The organism is Massilimicrobiota sp. An142 (genome assembly GCF_002160725.1).
GTDB lineage: Bacteria > Bacillota_I > Bacilli_A > Erysipelotrichales > Coprobacillaceae > Allocoprobacillus > Allocoprobacillus merdigallinarum.
This window is the reverse complement of the sequence record NZ_NFLD01000004.1, coordinates 1-26,726: the sequence shown is the minus strand read 5'-3', so window position 1 is coordinate 26,726 and position 26,726 is coordinate 1. Positions and strand designations below refer to the sequence as shown.

Below are 26,726 nucleotides of genomic sequence, written 5' to 3'. Positions count from 1 at the left end.
ATTTTTTTATTAGGATTAATAGTGATTTAAGTAATATTATTGTATTTGGTAGTGTCAAATAAGTTATGAAAAAATGAATTTTTTTCATAACTAGAATTCCATAGTCGATTCTATGTAGTAGTTCATTGCTTCATCCAGTAATATATTCCATTTGCTTGGCATATTATGTATCTTTTTAAGACAATCCAGTTCTACAGGTGGCTTATAGCCAAGTGTTGTATGATTTCTTAAAAAATTAAAGTATGTCGTGAATAGACACATGAAATCATTTGCACTTTCAAGTGAGTTGAATCCATTCTTAATGGCATATGAATACTTGAATGTTCTATTTAGTCGCTCAATGATTTGCTTGGCAGGACGATGTTCCTTTGATACAGGATCATCATTCGTAAGTCCAATAACCTGTGTGACCCTGAAAAAGATACGCTTAAGCTGAAAATACTGCTGAGCAGCCTTGTATATTGGATTGCCATCAACGACAAATTCAAGATTTTCTGGTATTTCCTTGAATTTTCTCAAAACAGAATAGAAGGCATCAATGGCACTGAAGGTATCACGATTCATGTATATTCTATAGGATGTAATGATTTTCTTTTTGACATCGCACATGAAGAAGACATAGGCTTTCTTGCCAAGAACCTTGACATAGGTTTCATCGCCACATTGATAATCATTGAGATCATGCTTGAAATGATCCATCCATGGAAAAAGAAGATGACTTGCAGCCTGAGCATAGTTGGCAATTGTCTGATGAGATATTTTAATGTCATGAACTTCATATAGAATAAGTGCGGTTTTTCTTAAAGAAAGGCCATAATTAACGTAATAAGTCAAAACAAGACCTAAGACATGTTTAGAATTACGAATACGAGAAAGATCAACTTTAGAAGGCTCAATTCTCAGTTGAACTTTTTCAAGCATATCTAGTGAAGCATTGAAGATACGGGTGATGTAATGAAGGGAAAAGGCAGAAGGATTTTGTTTATATTTTGCTTTGTCCTCTTTGGAAAGTTTTTTCAGTTCGGCCTTATAGTGAGAACATTTAGGATTCGTACACTTATATATATCAAAGTGATTTCTTGACTTGATGAGTGACAACTTTGAACCACAATGGGGACATTTTCTGACAATCTGCTGAGAATAGGTTTTTTGAGTGGAAAAAGTTTTTTCACAGACCTTGCATCTGATTTGAGTTCTTTTATCGCCATTATTATAGGAAAGGTATTCATGAGTTGCCCCACAATGAGGGCAAACAGTTCCCTTAGGAGGATAAGACTTGCCTTCATGTCTAAAGACAGGCTTAAGAGGTTTGTTGTGTTTAAGTTCATAGATAGCCTTGGCTTCATCAAAAGGGATGGGTAGATGTCCGGGCTCTATGACAGGCAGGGGATGGACCTTGAATCTCCTGTAGGCTTCGCTTGAAGAAGAAGGGTTAGGATCGCTTGGAAGGAATTTCAGGAGAAAGCATTCAAATTTATATAAAAGTTTCTTAATGATATTTAAAAAATGAATAATTAATGATATAATCTTGACCATGGTAATAACCTCCTATTATTGTGGTGTGGTAACTTCATTATAGAACGGTTATTACCTTTTTGTATAGAAAGAAAGGTCAAGTTTATAGATTAATTTCAGGGGGAAATTAATCAGAATAGATAAAAAACCAAGGTAGAATGAGGTTTATAGTTCATTTATAAATAAAATAAACTAACTATTTTTGACACTACCTTGTATTTTGAAAGGAGAAAAGTATGCAAGAGAAAAAAGTATCAGTAATAGTACCTGCATATAATTGTGAAAAATTTATAAAACAATGTATAGATAGTATACTTGATCAGTTGTACCCTAATATTGAAATTATAGTGATTAACGATGGCTCAACTGATAATACAGCTAATCTCCTAAATAGTTATAGGGATAAAATATTTTTAATTAATCAACAAAATTGTGGTGTGTCAAAAGCAAGAAATGCAGGAATTGAAGTATCAACTGGAGATTATATAATGTTTGTAGATAGCGATGATTGGATAGAAAATAATATGATTTCTACAATGATTAAATATGCAGATTATGATACAATTGTAAGGTGTAGTTATGTTGTTGAGGATGGAAAAAATGAAAAAAAACAAAATGGAGATGTTTGCAAAGTAATTTCTAAAGATCAAATTTATAAAACATTAATTGAAACATATGATTTTAACCCTCCATATTGTCAGTTAATCCCAAGAAAATTAATAAAAAAGAAGTATGTAACTAATATTTCTATGGGGGAGGATTATTTATTTAATTGTTATCTATACAGTAATGTGGAATTTATTAAAATTATAAATAATCAATTTTATCATTATCGAAAAGTAGAAAATAGTTTAGTGAATACAAAAGATGTTGAAAAGATTTTAAAAAGAACCGAAGATGTGATATTTGTGTATACTCAGTTATATTCATTTGCTAATCAGTGGAATTATAAAGATTTAGATATGATAGAATATAGAATTATCAAAGAGCTAAATTATCAGTTGCTTCAATTGTTTCAAACACAAGAATTAGAAAAATATTTTATTAAAAAAAATTTAATATATTTTTTTAATAAACTGAAAGATAACACTAAAATAAAAAAATTTAATAAATATATCATCAGAAAAATAGGAATTTATCAACCAGCAATGATTTTTTTAATACTAAATAATATTAATTTTTATTACTTATATGCTAATTCTATATATAAAACTATTTATAAGATTACACACTATAAAGATATGAAAAGAGGAGTTTCATGAGAACAAAAAGGGCACTTAAAAATTTATTTTTTAATTTATTACAACAATTTTCTTTAATATTGTCAAATTTTATAATGCAACCTATTTTAGTATCTAGATTTGGATCATCTATTAATGGATTAGTTTCAACAATTAAGCAATTAATGTCATATGTTCAGCTGACTGGTGCAGGAATTTCAAGTGCCAGTACTTTTGCAATGTATAAACCAGTTGCTGATAATGATTATAAAAAGTTAAGTGGGATATATACTGCCACAGCAAAAATGTTTTTTAAAGCGGGTAATGTTTTTACAATTATTACTCTTATAGTAGCAATTATTTATCCTTTTACTATCAAATCAAATCTTAATTATTTTATGATTTTTGGATTAATCATTGTTATGAGTGTTTGTGGTGCATCTGAGTTTTATGCTAGTGGAAAGCTTAGATCAATTTTAATTGCTAATCAAGATAACTATATTGTTGATATTTCTCAAATAATTGGAAATGTCTCTACAATTTTGATATTAATTTTATTAGTTTCATTAAAACAAAATATTGTTATAGTAGAATTAGGAATTAGCATTACGTATATACTTAGAATATTATTTATGTATGTATATGTATCTAAAAAATATACATATTTAGATTTGTCTATAAAACCATTGTTTTCAGAAATTAATCAACGCGGTGATGCAGTTGTGCATCAAATTTCAGGGCTAGTTGTAATGGGTAGTTCAACTTTAATTATTAGTATATTGTTGGGATTAGAAGAAGCAAGTATATATTCTGTATACTCAGTTGTTTTTAATGGAATAAATGTTTTATGTTCCTCTTTTTCTAATGCAATTTATTCAGCATTTGGAGAATTGATATCAAAAAATGAGCAAAAAACATTACAAAGTTCTTATGATACATATGAGTATATATATTTTATTATGATAAGTATTGTATATTCCTGTACTTATATATTAATTATGCCATTTATCAAGTTATACACTGCTAATATGAATGATGTCAATTATTACTTACCAATATTGGCTCTATTATTCATTATTGTAGGTGTTGGAAATAACTTAAGAATACCAGCTAATACTATAGTAACTGGTGCAGGTCATTTTAGAGAAACGAAAATTTATGCTATTATTGAAATGATTATTAATTTATTAGCTCAAATTATTTTAGGATATTTTTGGGGATTATATGGGGTTATTTTTGGCTCAATAATATCTTATATTTTTAGAACGATTCAATTTATATACTATGCTAATAAAAAAATAATAAAAAGGAGATCCATAATATCAGCATTAAGAATAATAATAAATGTTTGTACATCTGTTGTAATTTGTAAAATCATAGAAATATTAAGAATAATTGAAATTAATAATTATTTTGAATGGGTATATAATGGTTTTATTATTTTTTTCATAACTGCAGTTCTGATATTATTTATTAATTTTATATTTGATAGGAAAGCATTTTCAAAATGCTTATCGATAATTAAATCGTTGATTTAATGTATTATTTTATAAAATATTCTATATATTTATCATTGTGCAATTCATTTAAATATATTGTTGAATCAGTATGGGATTGAAAAAGTAATCATTTCAATGATTTTTTAGTAGGGCGCTATATGAATGAGACAGTTTCTCAATTTGGAGGTTTAAAAATGTTAAAGGAAAAAATAGTATCAGTATTATATGTTTGTACAGTAGAATTATCAAGAAATGGAATTGTTAATTGGTTATTAAATTACTCAAGTTCAATAAAAGAATTATATCCTACTTATGAAATAACAATAGTTGTTCCAAAAATTTTAGATGAAAAATTGTTACTAAAATTTAATGATTTAAATATAAATGTGATTGAATTAAACAACAGAAATAAAAATCCATTGAAATATATTTTTCAGTTAGCGAATTTAGTAAAAATAAATAAATTTGATATAGTACATATTCATGGCAATAGTTCAATGATGCTTATAGATTTACTAGGTGCAAAATTAGGAGGATGTCATGTGAATTTAGTGCATAGTCATAGTACAAATACTAATTATCCTACTTTAAATAAAATTTTAAAACCTATTTTTTTACATTCTTATACATGTGCATTTGCATGTGGGTATTCTTCGGGAAAATGGTTATATGGTAAAAATAATTTCTATATTATTAAGAATGGTATCAGTTTTATTAAGTTTAAAAAAAATTCATTAAAAAGAAGAAAAATGCGTGAACAATTTTCTATTGAAGATGATATAGTATTGGGACATGTTGGATATTTTGATGAAAATAAAAATCAAATATTTTTGATTAGATTGTTAAACGAATTAAATAAAATTAGTCCTAAATACAGTCTTGTTTTGATTGGAGATGGTAAAAATAAGGATTATGTTTTTCAAGAGGTACAAAAATATAATTTAGAAAATAAAGTAAAATTTCTGGGAGTTGTATCATCTCCATCTGAATATATGCAAACATTTGATATATTTGTTCTTCCATCTTTTTTTGAAGGTCTTCCATATGTATTAATTGAAGCACAAGCTATGAATATTCCATGTATAGTTTCTAAAGATGTATCTGAAGAGGCATGTTTGACTGAAAAATATTTTTCTTTACCTCTAGAAATAAATCAATGGATAAATACGATTATTTCTTTAGTAAAAGAGAATAGAGTTGATGAGAATGTACCAAATAAGGAACTATTTGATTTTGATATTTCTTTAAATACAAAAAAACTTGTTGAACAATATGATAAAATTTTATTAAATACTCTATCAGGTAAACATGGGTAATATATAGAATAGAGTTGAAGTTATTTGATTAAGATTTAATTAGAAAGTAGATATTATTTCTTTTACATGATTTTTAAAGTAAATTATTTAAAATATTAATATATTTTTATATATGAAATAAAAAAGGTAATCTAAAATAACATGGGGTTTTGGGGTTTTAGATTCTAAATTAATACGGGAGGAACTACCTTCCCGTTTTTTAATACCTATAGTCGAGAATTTAGCATGTTTAATAGTAAGCGTAAAATGAAAAAGCCCTATTATCAATCAACGACATTGATTATAATTAGAGCTGTAATAAATTGACAATTTATATATGTATGATTTACAGGACACGACTAAAAGATCGTATCTCTACGATTTTTTAGTCAGATATGTATTATCAGGCAATTCTTTTGACCATGGCATATAATTATCAAGGGCTTCTTCATCATTGATATCTATTTCTGTCAATGATGACAAAAGATAGTTAAAATATTCATAGGGATTGAGATTGTTTAGCTTTGCAGTTTCTATAAGTGAATATAAGGCAGCGCTTGTCTGTGCTCCCTGAACCGTATTGGTAAACAGCCAGTTGCGTCTGCCTACACAGAATGGGCGTATCGCATTTTCTGCTCGGTTGTTTGATATCTCTATTCTCCCATCTTCAAGGTAGACTCTTAGTTTTTCTTCCTGGTTGATGCTGTATTTTAGTGCTTCACTTAACTTTGTTTTATCCACTGCAACTTTTGCACATTCCCTGACATCTTCAAAGAAATCATCAACCAGTGGTTTTGACTGTTCCTGTCGAATTTGCCTGATTTCTTCATAGCTTCTGTCCGCGTTTCCTTTTCAATTTGAAAAAGCTTGTTGATCTTATGAAAAAGCATATAGCTGGCAGTTTGTTTGAGATCTACCCCAGCAGGCGCACTGTCTAGTGCTTCCTTATATTTTCTACGACAATGAGCCCAGCATCCCATGTGTGTAATGCCTTCAAGTTTCTCATAGGCCTGATAGCCATCCGTCTGAAGTATATGATGATAGCCCTCCAGATGCTTCTGGGCATGCTCGTGTCCTCTTGTATTTTCGTATATTGAGTATTTCACTAAAAAGATGACACCGTTTCACTCATTTGATGACGTCATCACACTAGTGTGATGATAAAATAGTCATTATAGATTTGACCATAGTGGCATCTTTTTATTAATCCTTTTTTGTATTCTCATTGATTTGTCACCATTTATATGAATAGTATATGAAGACGTTACTATTCTATCAAGTATGGCATCTGCTATTGATTATTCTGCTCAAGTTGACCAATTATTCCGATATTCCTAATTAACCAATATTGTTCCTAATATTCAGATTATTCTGACCAGTTATTGCGATGAATCTGATTAATAATGAAATTCTGATTTTACAGTAAGGTTATAGTTAAATCTATTTTATATAAAAATAAAACTGAAAGATTAACTTAAATTCTCCCGTTAAATTATAGGATTTATCTTATCAATTCAATCAACTTTTTAAATAGACTTTATTATTTGGTGCTTACAAAGAAAAACAAAAATAAAAGAAAAATTATCATCACACTGGTGTGATGACGACATCAAACAAGTAACACTATTCGATTTTTAAAGTGAAATATTCACGTATATGAAAACAACTATCTGCTTCTCCTCGCTGCGTCCTGTCTTGTATACCCACATATAGGATTTTGTGGTTGCCTTTTGATGCGGTGCCTTTAAAACCTGAACAGACGTTTCATCTCCGTGCAGGTATTGACTTTTTAACAGAACCTTATGCATATGACTAGCGATTGTCCTGAAATATTCATCATGCAGTTTGATCATCCAGTTGGCCATCGTCTGTCTTGACAGCTTCAGCCCCATCTGATTGAACATGACTTCCTGTCTATACAGAGGCAGTGCTTTGTTGAACTTGTTATCAATGATATATGACAGAAGTGATGGCGATGCAAAGCTCTTGTATATGACTGGTTCCTTCATGGGTGACTTGTATATTGGCGATTGAACAGCTTCCCTGTCACATCGATCGCACGTATAGACATATTGAATATGTTCAATGACTTCATATCGTGCAGGATGGTAGACAAGCTCCTTTCTTTTGTTTTCGCCTATCTTTCTAAGCAGTGCACCACATTTTGGGCAGCTTTTATTGTCAATATCATGAATGACCTTCTTTACTGGCAGTGATGAAATATCTATTCCTCTCTGTCTGCTTTTTCTTTTTCTTCTGTATGTGATTTCTTCAAGTTCCGGTTCCTGCTTGATTGGTGTGGATTCTAGTTCAATTTCATCAAAAAGAGAAATCTGATTAGGAAGAACAGTCTTTTCTGAAGATGAACCAAAAAGCTTCTTCTGCTGAAGCTTGATCTGCTGACTGTACCAGTTCAGCTGCTCAGTCAATGCTTCAATCTTTTTATCCTTTTCATTAATCATCTTGATCAGTTCTTCCTAACTTAGATTTCTCAAGTTCATGACATCTTCACACCCTACATTACATGATTTCAGCTGTTTCGTATTATACCATAAAACAAACTGCTTTGTTAGATGAGAAGCTGCTTTTCTTTCAATTTTTCATCATATTCAAGACCCTCCAGAAGCCAACTGAGCTGACGGGAAGTGATGGCTCTTGTCAATGATTCCTGCGATTCCTGGATTTTGAATTTTCCATGTTCAAGTCTCTTGATGAACAGCCAGAAGCCGTTGCTTTCATAATAGAGAATCTTGATGCGATTTCTTGATCGGTTGGTAAAGATAAAAAGGCTGTGATCAAGGACATTCATCTGGAATTGGGAATGCACAATGAGTGTCAGCCCATCTATCGACTTGCGCATATCCACGAAATGCGTTGAAACGTAGATATTCTTGACTTCATCAGCGTTGATGATCATTTGAGAGCACCAATGATTCTGTCAAGAAGTGCAGGATCAAATTCAATACAATGACCATCAATGGTCATTGATACATTGGGGTGGGCATCATCCACAACCTCGACAGGAACAAATAAATCACTTTGAAGTTCATCATTTTCCAGTCGTCTTTTTGACTTATAGAAAGAAGACAAACAGATATTGTTCTGTCTGCAGAATTCCTTGACAGTCAAAGTGCTTTCCTTTTGACTATTTATGATTTTTTTCCAATCATATTGCATATAGTAAGTACCTCCTTTTTTATTGTACTTACATTTTAAATGAATATCCGCAGTCTTGTTAGTGCCTTTTCATTTGTCGCTTACTGTGTATTGTTGATTATGAAATTGTAGGATTTCCTACCTGATAGTACGTTTGACAGGTCACTAAGACCAGATAGCATGAAATGTCAATCGTGAAATAATAATTCCTTTTTATTTTGACATTTTAAACATAGTTGAAAAGTATATATACACCATATAAAAATGAAATAAATAACGTATCAGCAAATAAATTAATAGTTGATCTTATGAGATATTATACACAGTCTATAATAAGCGTAGCTATTAATAATAGCTGCCAAATAAATGGATTTAAAGTAATCATTAATATATATACTTATTACCTTTATAACTAAATCATATAACATTAAATAGAAGAAAACAAAGAAATGTTTGAACAATCTTTAAACTTTTTTATATGAGACATATGATCAACAAGCTATTGAATTTCCCGTGATTTTGGAACATAGATTGAGAAAATAGAAAAAGAGATTTCCCGTAAAACTTATTCGTTTTGGAAAACCCCGTGACTTCTTAGACTATCATAAAAAATGGGGTAGAAGAACTTTTCAATGTTTTAATAATGGATATGTTCTTGAAAAATACACATGAATATGCTAACATTTGACCGAATAAGAAAAGAGGGATAAAATGGCAAAAAACAGCAAAGACAATATAGTTTCTAAAATTGTTTCTTGGAAAGTGATTTTAGGAATTCAACTCGTTGCATCTATTGTACTTGTTGCACTTATTTTTAAATTAAATGCATTACCAATGCTTTATACAATGGTTGTAATAGGTGTTATCGTATTATTAGCTTTGTTTTCATTCGCATTAATGAAACCATCTAAGAAAGATGGAAAAGGTAAAATTCGAAATATTATTGGAAAAATTATTAGTATCTTATTATCTGTTCTATTAATGATTGGATCTTTATATGTTGCACAAGGAAATTCTGTATTAGATTCTATTACAGGTGCAAATGAAAAGACAACAAGAATTTCTTTAGTTGTTTTAAAAGATAGTGATTATCAATCAATTTCAGACTTAAAAAATAAAACAATTGAAGCAAATCTAGATGATGAAGATAATGCGAAATACATGAGTAAAGCTATTGAAGCATTAAATAAAGAAGAGTCAACAATTAAGGTTGAGAATGCATCAAGTTATGCACAAATGGCAGATGATCTTTATAATGAAAATACAGAAGCTATCTATATCAATGAGGCAAACTACGGTATGTTAGAAGAAGAACATGATACATTCTTAAATGATACAAGAGTTTTATGGTCATATGATATTGTTGAACAAACTGAAGATATTTCTAAGAATGTTAATGTTACAAAAGAAGCATTTACAATTTTCATTAGTGGTATTGATACAACAGGACCTGTTTCTACAGTTTCACGTAGTGATGTCAATATGCTTGTGACTGTTAATCCAACAACAAAACAAATTTTAATGACAAGTATTCCAAGAGATTATTATGTCACTCTAGCAAACAGAGGAGAAAAAGATAAATTAACTCATGCTGGATTAGGTGGAGTAGAAAACTCTGTAGCAACTATTGAAAACTTTATGGATATTGATATTAACTATTATGCTAGAGTTAATTTTACATCTTTAATTGAGATGGTCGATGCATTAGGTGGTATAACAGTATATTCTCCTGTTTCATTTACAACAATGCACGGTGGATATCAGATTCATGAAGGAAATAATGAAATGAATGGAGATAAAGCATTAGGATTTGTAAGAGAACGTTATGGTTTATCTGGTGGAGATAACGATCGTGTTAAAAACCAACAAAGAGTTTTAACAGGAATGTTAGAAAAAGCAATGTCACCTGCAATTTTAACAAATTATTCAAGTGTATTGAGTTCTATTGAAGGTTCATTTGAAACAAATATGTCATCTGGTGAAATTACAAGTTTAATCAAAACGCAGTTGAATGATATGTCTTCATGGGATATCTATCAAGTTCAGTTAAGTGGTAGTGGACAAATGATGACTGGTGGTTCATATATGCCAAATAATAGACTTTATTATATGGTTCCAGATGAAAGTAGTATTAATGAATGTTCATCATTGATTCAACAAATGGTTAATGGTGAAAAAATTAATGTTGAACAAAGTGAATAAAATTATTGAAAGGGGTGTCTTCTGATGCCTCTTTTTGTTTAGTTTTTGTTAAATTATGTTTATTTTGTTGTGATAAAGTCAATAAATTGATATAATTGTTTTCGAGAAATAATTTAAGGAGTTGAATAATATGAATAATGTTACACTTGTCGTAATGGCGGCAGGAATAGGAAGTCGATTTGGAGGTGGAATCAAACAGTTAGAACCAGTAGGGCCTAGTGGTGAAATCATTATGGATTATTCTATTTATGATGCTTTAGAAGCTGGATTCAATAAAGTTGTTTTTGTCATTAGAAAAGATTTAGAAAAAGACTTTGATGAAATCATAGGACAGAGAATGAAAAAGAAAGTTCATGTTGAATATGCTTTCCAGGAAGTCGATAACATTCCTGAAGAATATAAGGATAAGTTTGCAGGACGTACAAAACCTTGGGGTACAGGACAGGCTATTTTAGCATGTCAAGGTTTAGTTAATGAACCATTTTTAGTGATCAATGCAGATGATTATTATGGAAAGGAAGCTTATAAAGAAGCATATCAATATCTAACACAAGAACATCCAAAGAATCCAATGCCAGTATGCATGGTAGGTTTTATTTTAAAGAATACACTCAGTGATAATGGGGGAGTGACAAGAGGAATCTGCCAGATTGCAAATGATAAGCTGATAGATATTGTGGAAACACATAATATAGAAAAAATTAATGGAAAAGCAGTTGTAGAAGGAAAAGAGATAGATCTCAATTCAGCAGTATCTATGAATATGTGGGGATTATATCCAGAGTTTATAGAAATGCTAGAACAGGGATTCAATGACTTCTTAAAAGAAACACCATCAGATAACTTAAAAGCAGAATACTTGTTACCAACAATTATAGGAGATATGTTACATAACAATGAAGCAGAAGTCACAGCATTAAAATCACATGATGAATGGTTTGGAGTGACATATAAAGAAGATAAAGATTATGTAAAAGAAAATATCCAGTTATTGGTAGAAAAGGGAATGTATCCACAAAAAATTTAATAGAATCAATCTAAAAGCAAGTTAACAATGATAGTTATCTTGCTTTTATTTTATATATAAATATGCTTTAAGCAAATAATATGGTATAATAAGATTATAAAGTGAAAATATTGAAGAAATAAAAAGAAAAACAATGAATAAAATGCGTATATATAAGTAGGAGGAGTTATTCTATGACAGATTTCAGAAACCTATTTGATATACGCATTAAAAACTATTTTCGTCATCATAACCATATTGCTGATCTTTTGTCTGTCATTCTTTTTGACGGCCATAGAGATACGCATATTCGTCTGATTCAATATATTCCAACTGAAAAATCAACAGCTCTGTTGACAACCAATGAAACAATCGAACGTACAAGAGATCATCTCATTCATGTCATGATTGATGGAAGACATTCTTATGTTGGCATTGAACATCAGTCCTATAATGATCAGACGATGTTTCAGCGTATCATGGAATATGATTATCTTGATTATCTCCAACAGTATCATGATTATCAGGATAGCCGTGGCAGGGACAAAATCAAGAAAATCATCACAATTGTCATTTACTATGGCGAAAAGAAATGGACAGGATCTAGAAACTATGAAGACATGACAATGGAAGCACCTCAAATATTTGAAGGATACTATAATGTGCATTTTATGCCATTGATAGAAGTTGTTCATTTAGATGAAAATAAGTTTTCTAACAAAGATAACTATAACCTCGTCAAAGGATTAAAGATGCTTTATGGGAAAATCGCTCCAGATGATGATTTCATGGTCAGTCATGAGGTGGCCTGTGTGCTAGGAGCCCTGACACATGATGAAGAGATTTATAATCATATCGAAAAACAGGAAGGAGATGTTCATATGGGTCAATATGTATTAAATATTAGCAAGAAAGCACGACTCGAAGGTATAAAAGAAGGAAAAAAAGAAGGAAGAGAGCAGGGGTTGCATGAAGGTATTACTCATACACTTCTTCAGCTGCTTCAATCAAAGCTAGGCCAACTTTCACCAAAGATTATTCATCAAATTCAAACAAGTAATGATGAACAACTACATGCCTTAACAATACATATTTTTGGTATAAACAGTGAAGAAGATGTTTTGAAGATACTTAAAAATGACTAGACTTTATTTGCTTTGTCATGTTCTTAAAATAACAAAACCCTGCTTTAGAATAGATATCAATAAAAGTGAAAATGTGATTATGACAATTTAAGCCAATGATATTTTATTTTTCTTAAACTACACATTTGTCGAGATTCGTAGTAAAATAAACATATAGATAGGAGGTTTTGTTATGAATAATTTTAGTGAAGATTTAAAAAAGGTTTTATTAGCAGGAATTGGTGCTGTTGCTGTGACTGCTGAAAAATCTAAAGAAGTTGTTGAAGACTTAGTGAAAAAAGGAGAATTAACTGTTGAACAAGGAAAGGTTTTGAATGAAGAATTAAAGCATAATGTTGCTGAAAAATTAAGAAAACCAGTCAGTGTAGAAACAGTAGAAAAAGATTTACAGAATATGGACGTAGAAGACTTGGAAACTTTAAAAGCAAAGATTGAAGAATTACAAAAAGCAAAGAATGAAACAAACGAATAATTTAAGTACAAAACGACGTCTTGCACAAATTCTGACAATACTGAGAAAACATCATTTAGCAAAGGGCATTGATCCTGTTAAATTTAGGATGATTTTAGAGGATCTAGGGCCAACATTTGTAAAGATTGGTCAAATTATGGCTTCCAGACAAGATATGTTTTCTCAGCGTTATTGTCGAGAATTAGTTAAATTAAGAGATAATGTTGCACCTATGAGCATTGAAACAGTCAAGACTGTGATTGAAAATGAATATCAGGAAGATTTGAATGATGTATTTTTAGATTTTGATATTGTGCCATTAGGAAGTGCTTCCATTGCACAAGTACATAAGGCAACATTAAAAGATGGACGCCATATTGTTGTGAAGGTTCAACGTCCTGGCATTTATGAAATGATGGAAAGAGATATTTCATTAATTCGTAAAGCTGTGAAAATCTTAAAATTAAATGATGTTTTAGGAAGTGTTGTTGATTTAAATATTGTATTAGATGAATTTTGGCATACAGCTAAAGAAGAAATGGATTTTTTAAATGAAGCGCATTATGCAAAAAGGTTTTCTCATCTACATCATGATATTCAATATATTGATGCTCCAGAAATCATTGATGATTACAGTACAAGTAAAGTTCTGGTGATGGAATATATTGATGGTTATGAAATAGATGATCGTATCACCCTTAAAAATGCTGGATATGATTTAAAAGAAATTGCAGCGAAATTAGCTGAAAATTATATTAAACAAATTGTAGATGATGGCTTTTTTCATGCTGATCCCCATCCTGGGAATTTAAGAATTCGAGATGGAAAGATTGTCTGGATTGATTTTGGAATGATGGGTATTTTAAATCGTGCTGATAAGGATTTAATGAGAGATGCTGTTTTGGCTATTGGACAAAATGATACCCAAAAGCTTGTTGATGTGATTTTGACTTTGGGAGAACATGATGATCGTATTGACTATGCTCTATTTTATGATAATATTGAAACTTTTATGAAGCATTATGTATCAATGGATTTAACAGATATCAATTTAGGTGATGTTGTGCAGGAAATCTTTGTGATAGCTCATAAGCATCGTATATCTATGCCTAAAGGTGTCAGCATGCTGGCAAGAGGATTGGTGACGATTGAAAGTACTGTTATGCTTATTGATCCCCATATTAGCATTTTAGAAATTGCGGCGAATCATGTGGCTAATCATATATCAAAGAAATTGGATTATAAAAAAGAACTCACAAAATCAGCAAAAAAACTTTATAATTCTAGTCAGAATATTTTAGATTTACCGGGTCAGATATCAGATATTATGCGTATGCTGATGAAAGGAAGACTCAAGGTGAATCTAGATATTATGGAATCCAGCGTACCTATGACAGCTATTAATCATATGGTTAATAAACTTGTTGTGGGAATTGTCAGTGCAGGTTTATTGATGGCAAGCAGTATGTTATGTACGACTCAAATGACACCTAAAGTGTTTGGTATTCCAGCTCTTGGCTTCATTGGATATATGACTGCCGTTGGACTTGGTATCTGGCTATTATTGACAGTCTTAAAAGAAAGAAAACAGAAAAAATAACTGTATTCATTTATGTAAAAATGAATACAGTTTGTTTTTATCTTTGACAATAATTGTTTTATATTGAATAAGAATCATTTTTTCTTTCACAAATTCATTTAATACTTTGGTCACAGTGACACGTGATAAACCAAGCAATGAAGCAATTTCTTCATGCGAATATGTGATTTCATGATGATGATAGTGATCCATTTGATCTAATAAAAAAGCAGCGACTTTTTCATAACGATTATATGTATAGGATCTTTTGATCATGGCTGTCAGATAATCACATGTTTGAGATAAAGATTGTAAAATATTGATGAGTAAATCCTGTGATTGTTGAAGATAAGGATAGAGATGTTTAGGATAACAAGCAATAACTTCAACATCACTTATTGCTTGAATGGTTGTTGGACGTTTAGATGGACTGATAAAGGCAGATTCACCAAAAATATCTCCAGATTGTAAAATATCCATCGTCACTTCTTTTCCATTAGAATTCATAACATAGACTTTTACTTTGCCATTTAAAATCAAATATATCAAATCGGCATCATCTTCCTGCATATAAATGATATCTGAAGGCTGATAAACTTGTTTTTGACCTGCTTCTATAAAATATTCTTTTTTTATTTTCATAGACTTCTCACCACTTTTCTTTTTAATTGTAACATAGATTACATTTTAAAGAAAGCAGATATGATAAAGTCTTGAGCGAGGTGAGGAATATGAAACAAAAAGTTTTGAATTTGATTTATATTATCGTTGGAAATATTTTAATTGCTTTAGCAGTCAATACATTAATTTTAGAAAATCATATTATTGTAGGGGGAACTTCTGGGATTGGAAATGTCTTAAATTATTATTTTCATATCCCTGTTTCATTAAGTGTTGGATGTTTAAATGTGTGTTTATTTTTAGTAGGATTATTTTTCATTGGAAAAAAATTTGCCATGACAACATTAATCTCTACATTTTTATTTCCAATTGTATTACAATTCTTTGAAACACATGCCATGTTTCATCATTATTTAAATGATCCATTATTAGCTGCCATTTTAGCTGCCTGCTGTGTAGGGGTAGGTATTGGTTTGATTTTAAGAGCAAATGCTTCTACTGGTGGAGTCGATATTTTAGCTATTTTATTAAATAAAAAATTGGGCTTCCCTGTACATATTGTCTTAAACTGCATAGATTTATCTATTTTGGTTTTACAGTTTACTTTTAATGATACAACACATGTGATTTATGGAATTATGATTGTTATGATTACAGCTGTTGTATTAAATAAAACATTAACACAAGGAACAAGTCTTGTACAATTAACAGTCATCAGTGATGAATATGAAACAATCAAAGAATCTATTTTGCATGAGTTTGATGCCGGTGTAACTCTTTTAGCAAGTGAAAAAGGTTATACAAAAGAAAATTCTAAACTTATTTTATCTGTTCTTCCATATCGTAAATTACCATCTATTAAAGCAAAAATCCATGAAATTGATCCTTATGCTTTTGTGATTGTCTCTCACGTAGAAGAAGTCGGTGGTAAAGGATTTACATTAGAAAAAAGAAATGCCTAAGTTCCTTTGGGAACTTTTTTATATGATGATGGAATAGAAATTGATGAACAAATATTGAAAGTGCAAATGCTTTGCACTTTTTCTTTTTTTATGCTAGACTAACATTAGTTAGTTAAAGCTAACTAAGACATATAAAATTACAAAAGTTTCAAATATAAAAGGAGGTCATATATATGTCATTAATCGGAAAAGAAATCAATGAGTTTAAAGTACAAGCATACCAAAATGGTGAATTTAAAGAAGTGACAAAGGAAGATTTATTAGGAAAATGGAATGTCTTTTTCTTCTATCCTGCAGACTTTACATTTGTATGTCCAACAGAATTAGAAGATTTAGCCAATCTATACGAATCATTCCAAAAAATCAATTGTGAAATTTATTCAGTGTCATGTGATACACACTTTGTGCATAAAGCTTGGCATGATACATCAAAGAGAATTCAAAAAATTCAATATCCTATGTTAGCTGATCCAACAGCCGCTTTAGCGAAAGATTTAGATGTTTATATTGAATCAGAAGGTGTCGCAGAAAGAGGAACATTTATTATAAATCCTGAAGGAAAAGTTGTAGCTTATGAAGTGATTGCTGGTAATGTAGGACGTAATGGAGATGAGTTATTAAGAAGAGTTCAGGCATCACAATTTGTTGCTGAACATGGTGATGAAGTTTGTCCAGCCAAATGGCAACCAGGTGAAGAAACATTGAAACCATCATTGGATTTAGTAGGAATATTATAATGTCTAAGATTTATGATGCGATTATTGTTGGTGGAGGCCCAGCTGGGCTCTCTGCCGCTATATATCTTGCTAGAGCAAAATATAGTGTCCTGGTTTTAGAAAAAGAAAAATTTGGTGGACAGATTACCATAACATCAGATATTGTGAATTATCCAGGCGTGCTGGAAGATTCTGGTGAAGGTCTCACAATCAAAATGAGAAAGCAGGCTGAAAACTTTGGCGCATCTTTTCAAAAGGCCCATGTCAAAAGTCTTCACTTACAACAACCTATCAAAACGGTTGAAACTGATCAAGGAATCTATGAATCTGTTGGTCTCGTATTAGCTCCAGGAGCTCATCCTAGAAAGCTTGGTTTCCCTGGTGAAAAGGAATATCAGGGACGTGGAATTGCTTATTGTGCGACTTGTGATGGAGAATTTTTTGAAGGATGTCCAATCTTTGTTATTGGGGGAGGTTTTGCAGCATGTGAAGAAGCTCTCTTTTTAACACAATATGCTTCAAAAGTAACAATGATTGTGAGAGAAGAAGATTTCACATGTGCCAAAACAATTGCTGATCAAGTGCGTGCTCATGATCAAATAGAAACGATTTTTGAAACAGAAATTGTGGAAGTTGGTGGACATGACACGATGGAATATGCTGTTTTTAGAAATAATCGTGATCAGTCATTATGGCGTTATGATGCTTCAACGCATGGGCGTTTTGGAATCTTTGTTTTTGCTGGATATGTTCCACAAAATGAATTATTTCAAGATCAGCTGGCATTAAATGCCCAAGGGTACTTAATCACTGATCGTCATCAAAAAACAAGTATGGATGGTGTTTATGGTGCTGGTGATATTTGTGAAAAAGATTTACGTCAGGTTGTGACTGCTGTCAGTGATGGCGCTATTGCTGCAACATCTTTAGAAAAATATATCACGACAACAAAAGACAAATATGATATCCAAACAATAGCTTATCAAAATCATTCTCAAAAAACAAAAATTTCAAAAGTGGATGATTCTTCCATGTTTATCAGTCAGGATATCAGAGAACAGTTACAACAGATTTTCAACAAATTCACAAAAGATGTTTATTTAATAGGTCAATTATCAACAGATCCTTTTTCATTAGAAATGAAAAACTTTATGGAAGAGTTGGCTTCATTAAGTCCACATATTCACAATGTTTATCAATCTGTTCAAGATCATCCTCAAATCATTTTATGTGATAGTCATCAAAATGATTTAGGTGTACATTATCACATGGTACCAGGTGGCCATGAGTTTAATTCGTTTATACTTGCTTTATACAATATCGCAAGTCAAGGACAGCCATTGGATCAACATGTCATAGAAAGGATTCAATCATTAAAATCACATCAGATTCAAGTGTTTGTCTCTTTATCTTGTACAATGTGTCCAGAAGTTGTTCAGGCAACACAACGTATAGCTTTACTTCATCAGGATATCCAAACATCTATTTATGATTTATCACATTATCCTGAATATAAAGAACAATATCAAATAATGAGTGTACCATGTATTGTGATTGATCAACAACATGTCTTGTTTGGAAAAAAGACAATGGAAGAGATGATACAGGTATTAGAAAAGCTTCAGTCAAAATGAAGCTTTTTTGTTTGTTTACCCATACCATTTTGATAAAAAGACATAACTTATATTGAGGTGAATGAAATTGGATTTTAATGAAAATCAATATGACATGTATGATCCATACAACCAGCGTGTTATGATTCAGCCATGGTTCTGGTGGTGGTTTTTCCCACCACAATTTTTCCCACCAGGGCCTCCAAGACCTCCGCATCCTCCAGGACCACCTAGACCGCCAAGGCCACCAGGTTCTCCAAGACCTCCACAGCCACCAAGACCACCTGGACCACCAGGATCACCAAGGCCTCCTTATTCAAGAGAATATATGTAAAAAGGCACATCAATTTGTGCCTTTTTGTGATTTTTGCTTTTTTTCAAGTTTGACGTATTCAATACAAGCGACACCAATAGCCCCAGCTAAATCTAACATCAGATCTTTCATCGTATCATTGAGAGCCTCATGCCCCTGTAAAGGAATATCATCTTCGTCATACAGTGTAGAACGAGTTGTTTCCATATATTGCTGATTATTTGTTTTGAAAATATCATCAACAGTATATTCACCAATTTCCCATATCGCACCAATGGCTAAAGCTACACATACAACAATCAGACTCATAAATAAAGGTGATACAGATAGAGGAATGCGATATTCCTGATCAAGATATTGAATGACTATAAAACCAACATAAGCAATGACAACACCTGAAAAAGTATGCAAAATAGAATCCCAATAAGGAATACGTCCATAAAAGTTTAAAACATCCCCTAAAATAAAACCACTAAATGCAAAAGTGATTAAAATAAAATCTAATAAATGTGGGATTTCAAAATGATATATATCTTGAATAAACTTAGGAATACGTAAAACAAATAACATAGCCACTAATTGGACAATAGTGAAAATTAAACGTCCTTTATTATCACCAGTGCGTGTAAATAATAAAAACACAGCAATTCCTAACATCAAGACAACGCTCCAGAAAATCAATTTTCTTGCGATAATTAAATAATAAGGTTTTCTTTCTTTTAACTTTGTTTTCATAAATCCTCCCTCATATTGCCTATATCATATATGACAATTATGAACTTTCCATAAATTCCTGACATATTTGTTGCCATTCTATTAAAAGTTTATCTAAAGAATAGGCAGCATTAGCAGGAGAAGTTGAAGGTAAACATATATCTTTTTGATGTGTCAATTCATAACAATACTTCATATACAGCTGATGGGCTTTTTTTCCATTGGTATAGATATGTGTAATATGTGTATCTTTTAATAAACCCGCAATATCATTGACAATGACATTTTGAATTGAGCTGTCACTAGAACCATGAATATCACAGCTTTGAATCACATCCCATAATGCAATATGATTTTCAAGTAGAAAATTCTTTTTTTCTTCAATCGTTAATAATGGCTCATGGTGATAAAGCGTAGCCAGAACTTTCCAGAAACGATTTTGTGGATGATGATAAAAAAACTGAGCTTCACGTGATTTGACAGAAGGAAATGAACCTAAAATAAGAATTTGTGAATCCTGATTATAAATAGGAGGAATGTTGTGTATTGCGAACATGTTTTCACCACCTTTTCATTTATTATAACAAATTTTATAAATTCATTTTACAAAAAAAGAAAAAAGGTATATGATAAGTATGTAGATGATGTCAATTCTATAACCGGTTTTCAAAACTGAATAACGTCTTTGGGGCAGGGTGTAATTCCCTACCGATGGTGATAGTCCATGACTCGCTGATAGCGACTGATCTGGTGAAATTCCAGAACCGACGGTATAGTCCGGATGAGAAAAGACAAATTCTATGCAACTTAGACATTTTTTTGTTTAAGTTATTTTTTTTAGAAAAAAGGAGATAGAAAAATGAAAACAAAAAAATTAAACGTCAAAAAAATAGCTTTGATTGGCATGTTGGGTGCATTGGGTGGTCTTTTAATGTTGATCAAAACACCTCTTCCATTTATGCCACCATTTATGGATTTTGATCTGGCAGCATTACCAGAAATCATTGGTGGATTTGCCCTTGGACCGGTGGCAGCTGTTTTGATTGTCATTGTCAAACTGATTGTCAAATTAGCTATTTTAGGAACCAGTACAGCATTTGTAGGGGAGCTTTCTAATTTTATTGTAAGTGTTGCCTATGTATTACCAGCTGTATTGATTTATGATCATCATAAAGAAAAGAAATCCGCATTACAGGGTATGATTATTGGAACAATTGTGTGTACACTGGCAGCTGTGATTTCTAATGTTTATATGATTATCCCGTTTTATGCGAATATGATGGCAGGGTGGTCAGTGGATACAATTGTAGACATGTGTCATGCTGTTTGTCCTTTGGTGAATGATATCTGGACTCTCGCATTGTTTGGCGTTGTCCCATTTAATTTAATTAAATGTGGTGTGACTTCAGTGATTACTTTTATTGTGTATAAGAAAATCAGTGTACCACTTAAAAAATTTGTGAAAGCTGGGATGTAGACAATGAAAGTCAAAAAAATAACAACTATTGGCATTCTTTGTGCATTAGCCATGATTGTAAACATGTTTGCCTTTATGCCACTTGTTCCTACTGTCACATGGCTGACTTATGATCCTAAAGATATTATAATTGTGATTGGTGGTTTTATATATGGTCCAATGACATCTTTGATTATGAGTGGCATCTGTTCAGTGCTGGAAATCATGATCAAAGGTGGAACAATCTTAGATGTTTTCATGAATATGATTTCAACCTGTTCATTTGCTTGTGTCGCAGCAGCAGTTTATAAACATAAACATACCAAACAGGGAGCCATGATTGGCTTGTTATTAGGGGTGGTTATAACTGTTATAAATATGACGATCTGGAATTATATTGTCACACCAATTTATTATGGTATGCCTCGAGCAGCAGTTGTAGCATTGTTGTTACCTGGTATTATTCCATTTAATATATTAAAAGCTGGACTTAATGCCGGAATCACTTTATTTGTATATAAGAGTGTTGTAGCTATTTTACGTCATACTCATTTTATTGAAGCAAGTGGACAACCTACTTCCCAAACGAAGTCATTGGTCTGGGTTGGACTGTTTATTACAATATCTATAATCTGTATTATTTTAGCTATTCAAAATATTATTTAAGGAGTTGAAGATATGAACTTTTTAGAAGCCAAGACTTATTTATTTGAAAAATTGGCACCATCAAAAATTATGGCACTGGCATCAAGTGTCAATGATTATGTTATGGTTAGAAATGTCAGTTGTTTAATTTATAATGATGCCATTTATTTTAAGACTGATAAAAATTTTAGAAAGACAAAGCAGTTATATAAAAATCCTCGTGTGGCTTTATGTTATAGTGGCATTCAAGTTGAGGGTAAAGCAGAGATTTTAGGATTAGTTATTGATGAACCAGGACGTCAATTTGAAAAATTATATCAGAAATATTTATGGGGAAGCTATAATGCTTATAGTCATAAAGAAGATGAAATTTTAGTAAGAGTTGAACCTGTTTTTGTAGAAATATGGGATACTGATGAAAAGAATCAGGCTTTTCAGACTTTTATTGATTTTGAAAAAGAAAGTGTAGAATATTGTCAGTATGATGACAAAAAATAAGAAAATAATGATTATTTCTCTTTTTTCATGAAAAATTCATAAGTATTTTCTATAATCATGGTGTACTTTTACTTTGTAATTGTATAAATAGTGTGTATAATGGTTATGTTAGAATTTAATGAAGAAAGAGGGATTTCATGAAAAAACTCATTAAGGTGTTACTTTCAAGAAGATTGTTATTGATTATTACACTCATTGCGGCAATTGTTTTTACTGCCGTTGCCTTTGAGTTAAGTATACTTCCATTAAAATATTTTATACCATTGATTGTGATTATTTTCTTGTTAGCTTTTTTATTTTATCGTCTAGCTAGAGATAAAAATGATCGTCATCCTATTAAGGTTGCTTTAATGAAATTATTAAATGTCTTACTTGCTATTGTCTTAATTATAGCATCTTTATCTTTGATGAAGGGTTCAAACTTTATTTCTTCTATTACGGGAGGAAATGAAGAAATCATTGAAATGAATGTGGTTGTCTTAAAAGATTCTGCCTATAACTCTATAGATGATTTAAAGGGACAGCCTTTTGGAGCGCATCAGGGCGATGCTGTGAATATCAATAAAACAGAAACAATGATTGAAGATGATATTGGTGAGATTGTTGTGACAAACTATAGTACAAACAATGAGCTTGTGGCAGCGTTATTGGATCATGAAATGAGTGCTATTATTGTTAAAGCTGTAGATTTAGAATCTTTTGATTCTATTGAAGATAAGTTTAATGAAAAGATCAGAATTATTCAAAAATATGAAATCAAGTTACCGAAAGTAGCTGCAAATAGTGCTAAGGTGACTCAAGAGCCATTTGTTGTCTTTATTAGCGGTAGAGATAAAGAAGGGCCAATTAATACATTCTCATTATCTGATGTGAATATGATTGCGGCTATTCATCCTCAAACAAAACAAGTTCTATTAGTGAGTATTCCTAGAGATTATTATGTAGATATGAAAGGCATTGAGGGTGTAGAGGGTCAAGATAAGTTAACTCATAGTGCTAAAGGTGGAATTGATGCGACAATTCAGACTGTAGAAAATTTAGTTGGTGTAGATATGAACTATTATGCTAAGTTTAATTTTACATCATTTATGAATGTAATTGATGCTTTAGGTGGTATTGAAGTGACTGTGCCTAAATATGATGTGATTGGTAGAGATGATGGTGTCTTTACAACACGATTAGATAAATATACAATTAAACCTGGAAAACAGACTTTTGATGCAAAACATGCCTTATCATTTGTCCGTGAAAGATATGCCTTTGTTGATGGGGATGAAGTTCGTGGAAAGAATCAGATGTTAATGTTGAAAGCTATTATTAAAAAATGTTGTTCACCAAGTATTATTACGAACATGGATAGTGTTTTTGAATCTTTATCAGATAGTTTTGAAACCAATTTAAGTGCTGATGATATCAAATCATTAATTAATATGCAAATTAATGATATGGCTTCATGGGATGTTCAATCTTATCGTTTAACAGGAGATGCTTCACAGAGAGTTTTTGAACTTGCGACAGTCGGTGATGTGACATCTGTTAATGCAAATGGTGTTTATGTCACACAACCAGATGAACAATCTGTGGCTCAGGCAAGAGAATATATTCAACAAGTTATGAATGGTGAAATTGTTAAAGTGACTGAAAAATCATCTGACAGTGATTCTACACAGGAAAATACAGCTTCAACAGAAGAAAATACAACAATTGAGTAAATGAATTGCTTAAATGAAAAACATATGCTAATATAAAGAAAATACAATGAAAAGAAAGAGTAAATGGATTGTTGATGACGTAGAGAGTTCTTGGCTGGTGAAAAAGAAATCATGACACCATTGAATACATCTTGGAGTAGGTGGCTGAAATAAAAGTAGGTTAACACGGGAATGCCCGTTACAGCATCAAAGTATGAACCTGATAGACAGGCGTACTTGTTAAGGCTTATATAGTGATATATAGGTGAATTAAGGTGGTAACACGATGGTTCCTCTCGTCCTTATGGTGGGAGGGACTTTTTGATTATAAGGAGGTTAAGAATATGATTATTGTTTTAAAACCCAAAGTATCTAAACAAGAAATTCAGGATTTGGTAGAGAAAGTAGAAAGCTATGGATTAACAGCTCATGTATCTCAAGGAACAGAAACAACCATTATTGGAATGATTGGAGATGTCACAAAGGTTGATCCTAAACAATTAGAGGTTTCACCTGTTGTCGATCATGTGATGCGTGTCAGTGAACCTTATAAACTGGCAAACCGTGCCTTTCATCCAGAAGATTCCATCATTGATGTTGCCGGTGTCAAGGTTGGTGGAGATCATCTGGCATTGATTGCAGGTCCATGTTCTGTTGAATCCAAGGAACAGGTTATCATGATTGCCAAAGCTGCCAAGGCAGCAGGAGCGAATATGTTAAGAGGTGGTGCATTCAAGCCAAGAACGTCACCCTATGCTTTCCAGGGAATGGGAACAGCTGGATTAGATATCTTGTTAGCTGCAAAAGAAGAAACAGGATTACCCATTGTATCAGAATTAATGAGTGCTGAGTATATTGAAGAATTCAATGAAAAAGTTGACTTGGTACAGATTGGCGCAAGAAATATGCAAAACTTTGATCTTTTAAAAGAAGTAGGAAAAAGATGTACAAAGCCAATCTTATTAAAACGTGGATTAAGTGCAACATATGAAGAATGGATCATGAGTGCAGAATATATCATGGCCAGTGGAAATCCCAATGTGATTCTATGTGAAAGAGGTGTCAGAACATATGAAACCTACACAAGAAATACATTAGACTTGCAGGCGATACCTGTTATCAAAAGATTGACACACTTGCCAATCATTATAGACCCATCACATGCAGGAGGAAAATGGTGGCTGGTAGAGCCAATGGCTAAGGCAGCAGTTGCTGCAGGATGTGATGGATTGATGATAGAAGTGCATAATGATCCAGAACATGCTTTATGTGATGGACCACAGTCATTAAAACCAGAGAAATATACAGAATTATTGAAACAGGTTGGAGAAATCGCACATATTGTTGGAAAAGAAATCAAATAAAGCATGATATTTTATAAACTGAACAAAAAAATTATGGAAATTTATAAAAATGATTGACATTTTTGTATTTATCGCATAATATATTAACATATTCAAAATACTGTTATAAATACTGTGAAAAGAAAGAGTAGATAAGTCAGCTTGTATAGAGAGTTCTTGGTTGGTGAAAAAGAATCAGGTCAGCTTATTGAATTCCTCTTGGAGTAGGTGGCTGAAATAAAAGTAGGCTAACACGGGAATGCCCGTTACAGCATCAGAGTATGAACCTGATAGACAGGCGTACTTGTTAAGGCTTATATAGTGATATATAGGTGAATTAAGGTGGTAACACGGCAGATGATAATCTCTCGTCCTTAGGGATGAGGGATTTTTTATTTATACAGTAGAGAGAGGAGATAGAGAAAAATGATTATTGTATTTAAACCCAAAACAACTGATGAAGATGTACAAAAAATAGTCAAACAGGTAGAGGACAAAGGACTTACAACGCATATTGTGGTTGGAACAGAAACGACGATTTGTGGTGTTATTGGAGATGTCACAAAGGTTGATCCGAAACAATTGGAGGTTTCACCTGTTGTCGATCATGTGATGCGTGTCAGTGAACCATATAAACTGGCAAACCGTGCCTTTCATCCTGAAGATTCCATCATTGATGTTGCCGGTGTCAAGGTTGGTGGAGATCATCTGGCATTGATTGCAGGTCCATGTTCTGTTGAATCTAAGGAACAGGTTATCATGATCGCCAAAGCTGCCAAGGCAGCAGGAGCCAACATGTTAAGAGGTGGTGCATTCAAGCCAAGAACATCACCCTATGCTTTCCAGGGAATGGGAACAGCTGGATTAGATATCTTGTTAGCTGCAAAAGAAGAAACAGGATTACCCATTGTGTCAGAATTAATGAGTGCTGAGTATATTGAAGAATTCAATGAAAAGGTCGACTTGATACAGATTGGCGCAAGAAATATGCAAAACTTTGATCTTTTAAAAGAAGTAGGAAAAAGATGTACAAAGCCAATCTTATTAAAACGTGGATTAAGTGCAACATATGAAGAATGGATCATG

27 protein-coding genes, 1 riboswitch and 2 other annotated features are annotated in these 26,726 nt (G+C 31.8%); of the genes, 18 read left to right on the top strand and 9 right to left on the bottom strand.

The features are described from left to right. Positions 1-90: 90 nt before the first annotated feature. Positions 91-1,536: a DDE-type integrase/transposase/recombinase gene (locus B5E87_RS02580; RefSeq protein WP_087243389.1), complete on the bottom strand. Its 1,446-nt coding sequence runs from the start codon at positions 1,534-1,536 to the stop codon at positions 91-93. A 215-nt stretch (positions 1,537-1,751) separates the two neighbouring features. On the opposite strand from B5E87_RS02580, the gene B5E87_RS02575 reads away from it, so the two are divergent. The 3 genes from B5E87_RS02575 to B5E87_RS02565 all read left to right on the top strand — a co-directional run bounded on the left by B5E87_RS02575 (position 1,752) and on the right by B5E87_RS02565 (position 5,550). After that, positions 1,752-2,777, top strand: a complete 1,026-nt coding sequence (locus tag B5E87_RS02575) for a glycosyltransferase family 2 protein (protein ID WP_087243388.1) — start codon at positions 1,752-1,754, stop codon at positions 2,775-2,777. Further along, a complete protein-coding gene (locus B5E87_RS02570; protein ID WP_087243387.1) occupies positions 2,774-4,273 on the top strand; it encodes a lipopolysaccharide biosynthesis protein in 1,500 nt (499 codons plus the stop codon). Before B5E87_RS02575 ends, B5E87_RS02570 begins: the two co-directional genes overlap by 4 nt. A gap of 155 nt (positions 4,274-4,428) precedes the next feature. Next, positions 4,429-5,550, top strand: a complete 1,122-nt coding sequence (locus B5E87_RS02565; protein WP_158094018.1) for a glycosyltransferase — start codon at positions 4,429-4,431, stop codon at positions 5,548-5,550. Positions 5,551-5,904: 354 nt separating this feature from the next. Here the strand turns inward: B5E87_RS02565 and B5E87_RS02560 are convergent, their stop codons facing one another. From B5E87_RS02560 to tnpA, 5 genes are all read right to left on the bottom strand, one after another. Further along, positions 5,905-6,318, bottom strand: a complete 414-nt coding sequence (locus B5E87_RS02560; protein WP_241147120.1) for an IS66 family transposase — start codon at positions 6,316-6,318, stop codon at positions 5,905-5,907. After that, positions 6,252-6,635, bottom strand: a complete 384-nt coding sequence (locus B5E87_RS02555; protein ID WP_158095526.1) for an IS66 family transposase — start codon at positions 6,633-6,635, stop codon at positions 6,252-6,254. Before B5E87_RS02555 ends, B5E87_RS02560 begins: the two co-directional genes overlap by 67 nt. A 528-nt stretch (positions 6,636-7,163) precedes the next feature. Further along, on the bottom strand, positions 7,164-7,991 hold the full coding sequence (locus tag B5E87_RS02550) for an IS66 family transposase (RefSeq protein ID WP_087243383.1): 828 nt from the start codon (positions 7,989-7,991) through the stop codon (positions 7,164-7,166). Between the two features lie 107 nt (positions 7,992-8,098). Next, positions 8,099-8,446 carry an IS66 family insertion sequence element accessory protein TnpB gene (gene tnpB, locus B5E87_RS02545; RefSeq protein ID WP_087243382.1) on the bottom strand — a complete coding sequence of 116 codons (348 nt, stop codon included), beginning with the start codon at positions 8,444-8,446 and terminating at the stop codon, positions 8,099-8,101. Continuing rightward, entirely contained in the window at positions 8,443-8,706 is a 264-nt protein-coding gene (tnpA, locus tag B5E87_RS02540) for an IS66 family insertion sequence element accessory protein TnpA (protein ID WP_087243381.1), read from the bottom strand. The genes tnpB and tnpA overlap by 4 nt, the downstream gene beginning before the upstream one ends. A 690-nt stretch (positions 8,707-9,396) precedes the next feature. On the opposite strand from tnpA, the gene B5E87_RS02535 reads away from it, so the two are divergent. The 5 genes from B5E87_RS02535 (at position 9,397) to B5E87_RS02515 (ending at position 15,089) form a co-directional block, all read left to right on the top strand. Continuing rightward, the gene (locus tag B5E87_RS02535; protein ID WP_087243380.1) at positions 9,397-10,887 is read left to right on the top strand and encodes an LCP family protein; all 1,491 of its coding nucleotides are present in this window, start codon (positions 9,397-9,399) and stop codon (positions 10,885-10,887) included. Between the two features lie 130 nt (positions 10,888-11,017). Beyond that, a complete protein-coding gene (locus tag B5E87_RS02530; RefSeq protein WP_087243379.1) occupies positions 11,018-11,914 on the top strand; it encodes a nucleotidyltransferase family protein in 897 nt (298 codons plus the stop codon). A 173-nt stretch (positions 11,915-12,087) separates the two neighbouring features. Continuing rightward, positions 12,088-13,038 carry an Rpn family recombination-promoting nuclease/putative transposase gene (locus tag B5E87_RS02525; protein WP_087243378.1) on the top strand — a complete coding sequence of 317 codons (951 nt, stop codon included), beginning with the start codon at positions 12,088-12,090 and terminating at the stop codon, positions 13,036-13,038. 172 nt (positions 13,039-13,210) lie between these two features. Further along, positions 13,211-13,510, top strand: coding sequence for a phasin family protein (locus tag B5E87_RS02520; protein WP_087243377.1), 300 nt, complete (start codon positions 13,211-13,213; stop codon positions 13,508-13,510). Then, positions 13,494-15,089: an ABC1 kinase family protein gene (locus B5E87_RS02515; protein ID WP_087243376.1), complete on the top strand. Its 1,596-nt coding sequence runs from the start codon at positions 13,494-13,496 to the stop codon at positions 15,087-15,089. Before B5E87_RS02520 ends, B5E87_RS02515 begins: the two co-directional genes overlap by 17 nt. Before the next feature lie 6 nt (positions 15,090-15,095). On the opposite strand, the gene B5E87_RS02510 is transcribed toward B5E87_RS02515, so the two are convergent. Then, the gene (locus B5E87_RS02510) at positions 15,096-15,710 is read right to left on the bottom strand and encodes a Crp/Fnr family transcriptional regulator (RefSeq protein ID WP_087243375.1); all 615 of its coding nucleotides are present in this window, start codon (positions 15,708-15,710) and stop codon (positions 15,096-15,098) included. 89 nt (positions 15,711-15,799) lie between these two features. Here B5E87_RS02510 and B5E87_RS02505 point away from each other — a divergent pair, with 89 nt between their 5' ends. From B5E87_RS02505 to B5E87_RS02490, 4 genes are all read left to right on the top strand, one after another. Next, entirely contained in the window at positions 15,800-16,651 is an 852-nt protein-coding gene (locus B5E87_RS02505; protein ID WP_087243374.1) for a YitT family protein, read from the top strand. A 173-nt stretch (positions 16,652-16,824) separates the two neighbouring features. After that, positions 16,825-17,388 (top strand): alkyl hydroperoxide reductase subunit C, encoded by a 564-nt coding sequence (gene ahpC, locus B5E87_RS02500; RefSeq protein WP_087243373.1) that lies wholly within the window; start codon positions 16,825-16,827, stop codon positions 17,386-17,388. Then, positions 17,388-19,001, top strand: a complete 1,614-nt coding sequence (locus B5E87_RS02495; RefSeq protein WP_087243372.1) for an FAD-dependent oxidoreductase — start codon at positions 17,388-17,390, stop codon at positions 18,999-19,001. The genes ahpC and B5E87_RS02495 overlap by 1 nt, the downstream gene beginning before the upstream one ends. 67 nt (positions 19,002-19,068) lie before the next feature. Continuing rightward, positions 19,069-19,314: a hypothetical protein gene (locus B5E87_RS02490; protein WP_162607361.1), complete on the top strand. Its 246-nt coding sequence runs from the start codon at positions 19,069-19,071 to the stop codon at positions 19,312-19,314. A gap of 9 nt (positions 19,315-19,323) precedes the next feature. Here B5E87_RS02490 and B5E87_RS02485 read toward each other — a convergent pair whose 3' ends face one another. After that, on the bottom strand, positions 19,324-20,028 hold the full coding sequence (locus tag B5E87_RS02485; protein ID WP_087243370.1) for a DUF2238 domain-containing protein: 705 nt from the start codon (positions 20,026-20,028) through the stop codon (positions 19,324-19,326). Positions 20,029-20,065: 37 nt separating this feature from the next. Beyond that, the gene (locus B5E87_RS02480) at positions 20,066-20,563 is read right to left on the bottom strand and encodes a DNA-deoxyinosine glycosylase (protein ID WP_087243369.1); all 498 of its coding nucleotides are present in this window, start codon (positions 20,561-20,563) and stop codon (positions 20,066-20,068) included. Between the two features lie 121 nt (positions 20,564-20,684). Next, a riboswitch (FMN riboswitch) is annotated at positions 20,685-20,804 on the top strand. A 62-nt stretch (positions 20,805-20,866) separates the two neighbouring features. Between B5E87_RS02480 and B5E87_RS02475 the strand changes: the two genes are divergently transcribed. From B5E87_RS02475 to B5E87_RS02450, 6 genes are all read left to right on the top strand, one after another. Beyond that, entirely contained in the window at positions 20,867-21,484 is a 618-nt protein-coding gene (locus B5E87_RS02475; protein ID WP_087243368.1) for an ECF transporter S component, read from the top strand. Positions 21,485-21,487: 3 nt separating this feature from the next. Next, positions 21,488-22,129, top strand: a complete 642-nt coding sequence (locus B5E87_RS02470; RefSeq protein WP_087243367.1) for an ECF transporter S component — start codon at positions 21,488-21,490, stop codon at positions 22,127-22,129. Between the two features lie 12 nt (positions 22,130-22,141). Beyond that, positions 22,142-22,606, top strand: coding sequence for a pyridoxamine 5'-phosphate oxidase family protein (locus tag B5E87_RS02465; RefSeq protein WP_087243366.1), 465 nt, complete (start codon positions 22,142-22,144; stop codon positions 22,604-22,606). Positions 22,607-22,743: 137 nt separating this feature from the next. Next, positions 22,744-24,318: an LCP family protein gene (locus B5E87_RS02460; protein WP_241147116.1), complete on the top strand. Its 1,575-nt coding sequence runs from the start codon at positions 22,744-22,746 to the stop codon at positions 24,316-24,318. A gap of 37 nt (positions 24,319-24,355) precedes the next feature. Further along, positions 24,356-24,604: a binding site (T-box leader), on the top strand. A gap of 37 nt (positions 24,605-24,641) precedes the next feature. Then, positions 24,642-25,661 (top strand): 3-deoxy-7-phosphoheptulonate synthase, encoded by a 1,020-nt coding sequence (gene aroF / locus B5E87_RS02455; RefSeq protein WP_087243365.1) that lies wholly within the window; start codon positions 24,642-24,644, stop codon positions 25,659-25,661. Positions 25,662-25,766: 105 nt separating this feature from the next. Continuing rightward, positions 25,767-26,019, top strand: a binding site (T-box leader). A 47-nt stretch (positions 26,020-26,066) separates the two neighbouring features. Continuing rightward, the coding region (locus B5E87_RS02450; protein ID WP_087243364.1) for a 3-deoxy-7-phosphoheptulonate synthase at positions 26,067-26,726 on the top strand (660 nt) is incomplete at its 3' end.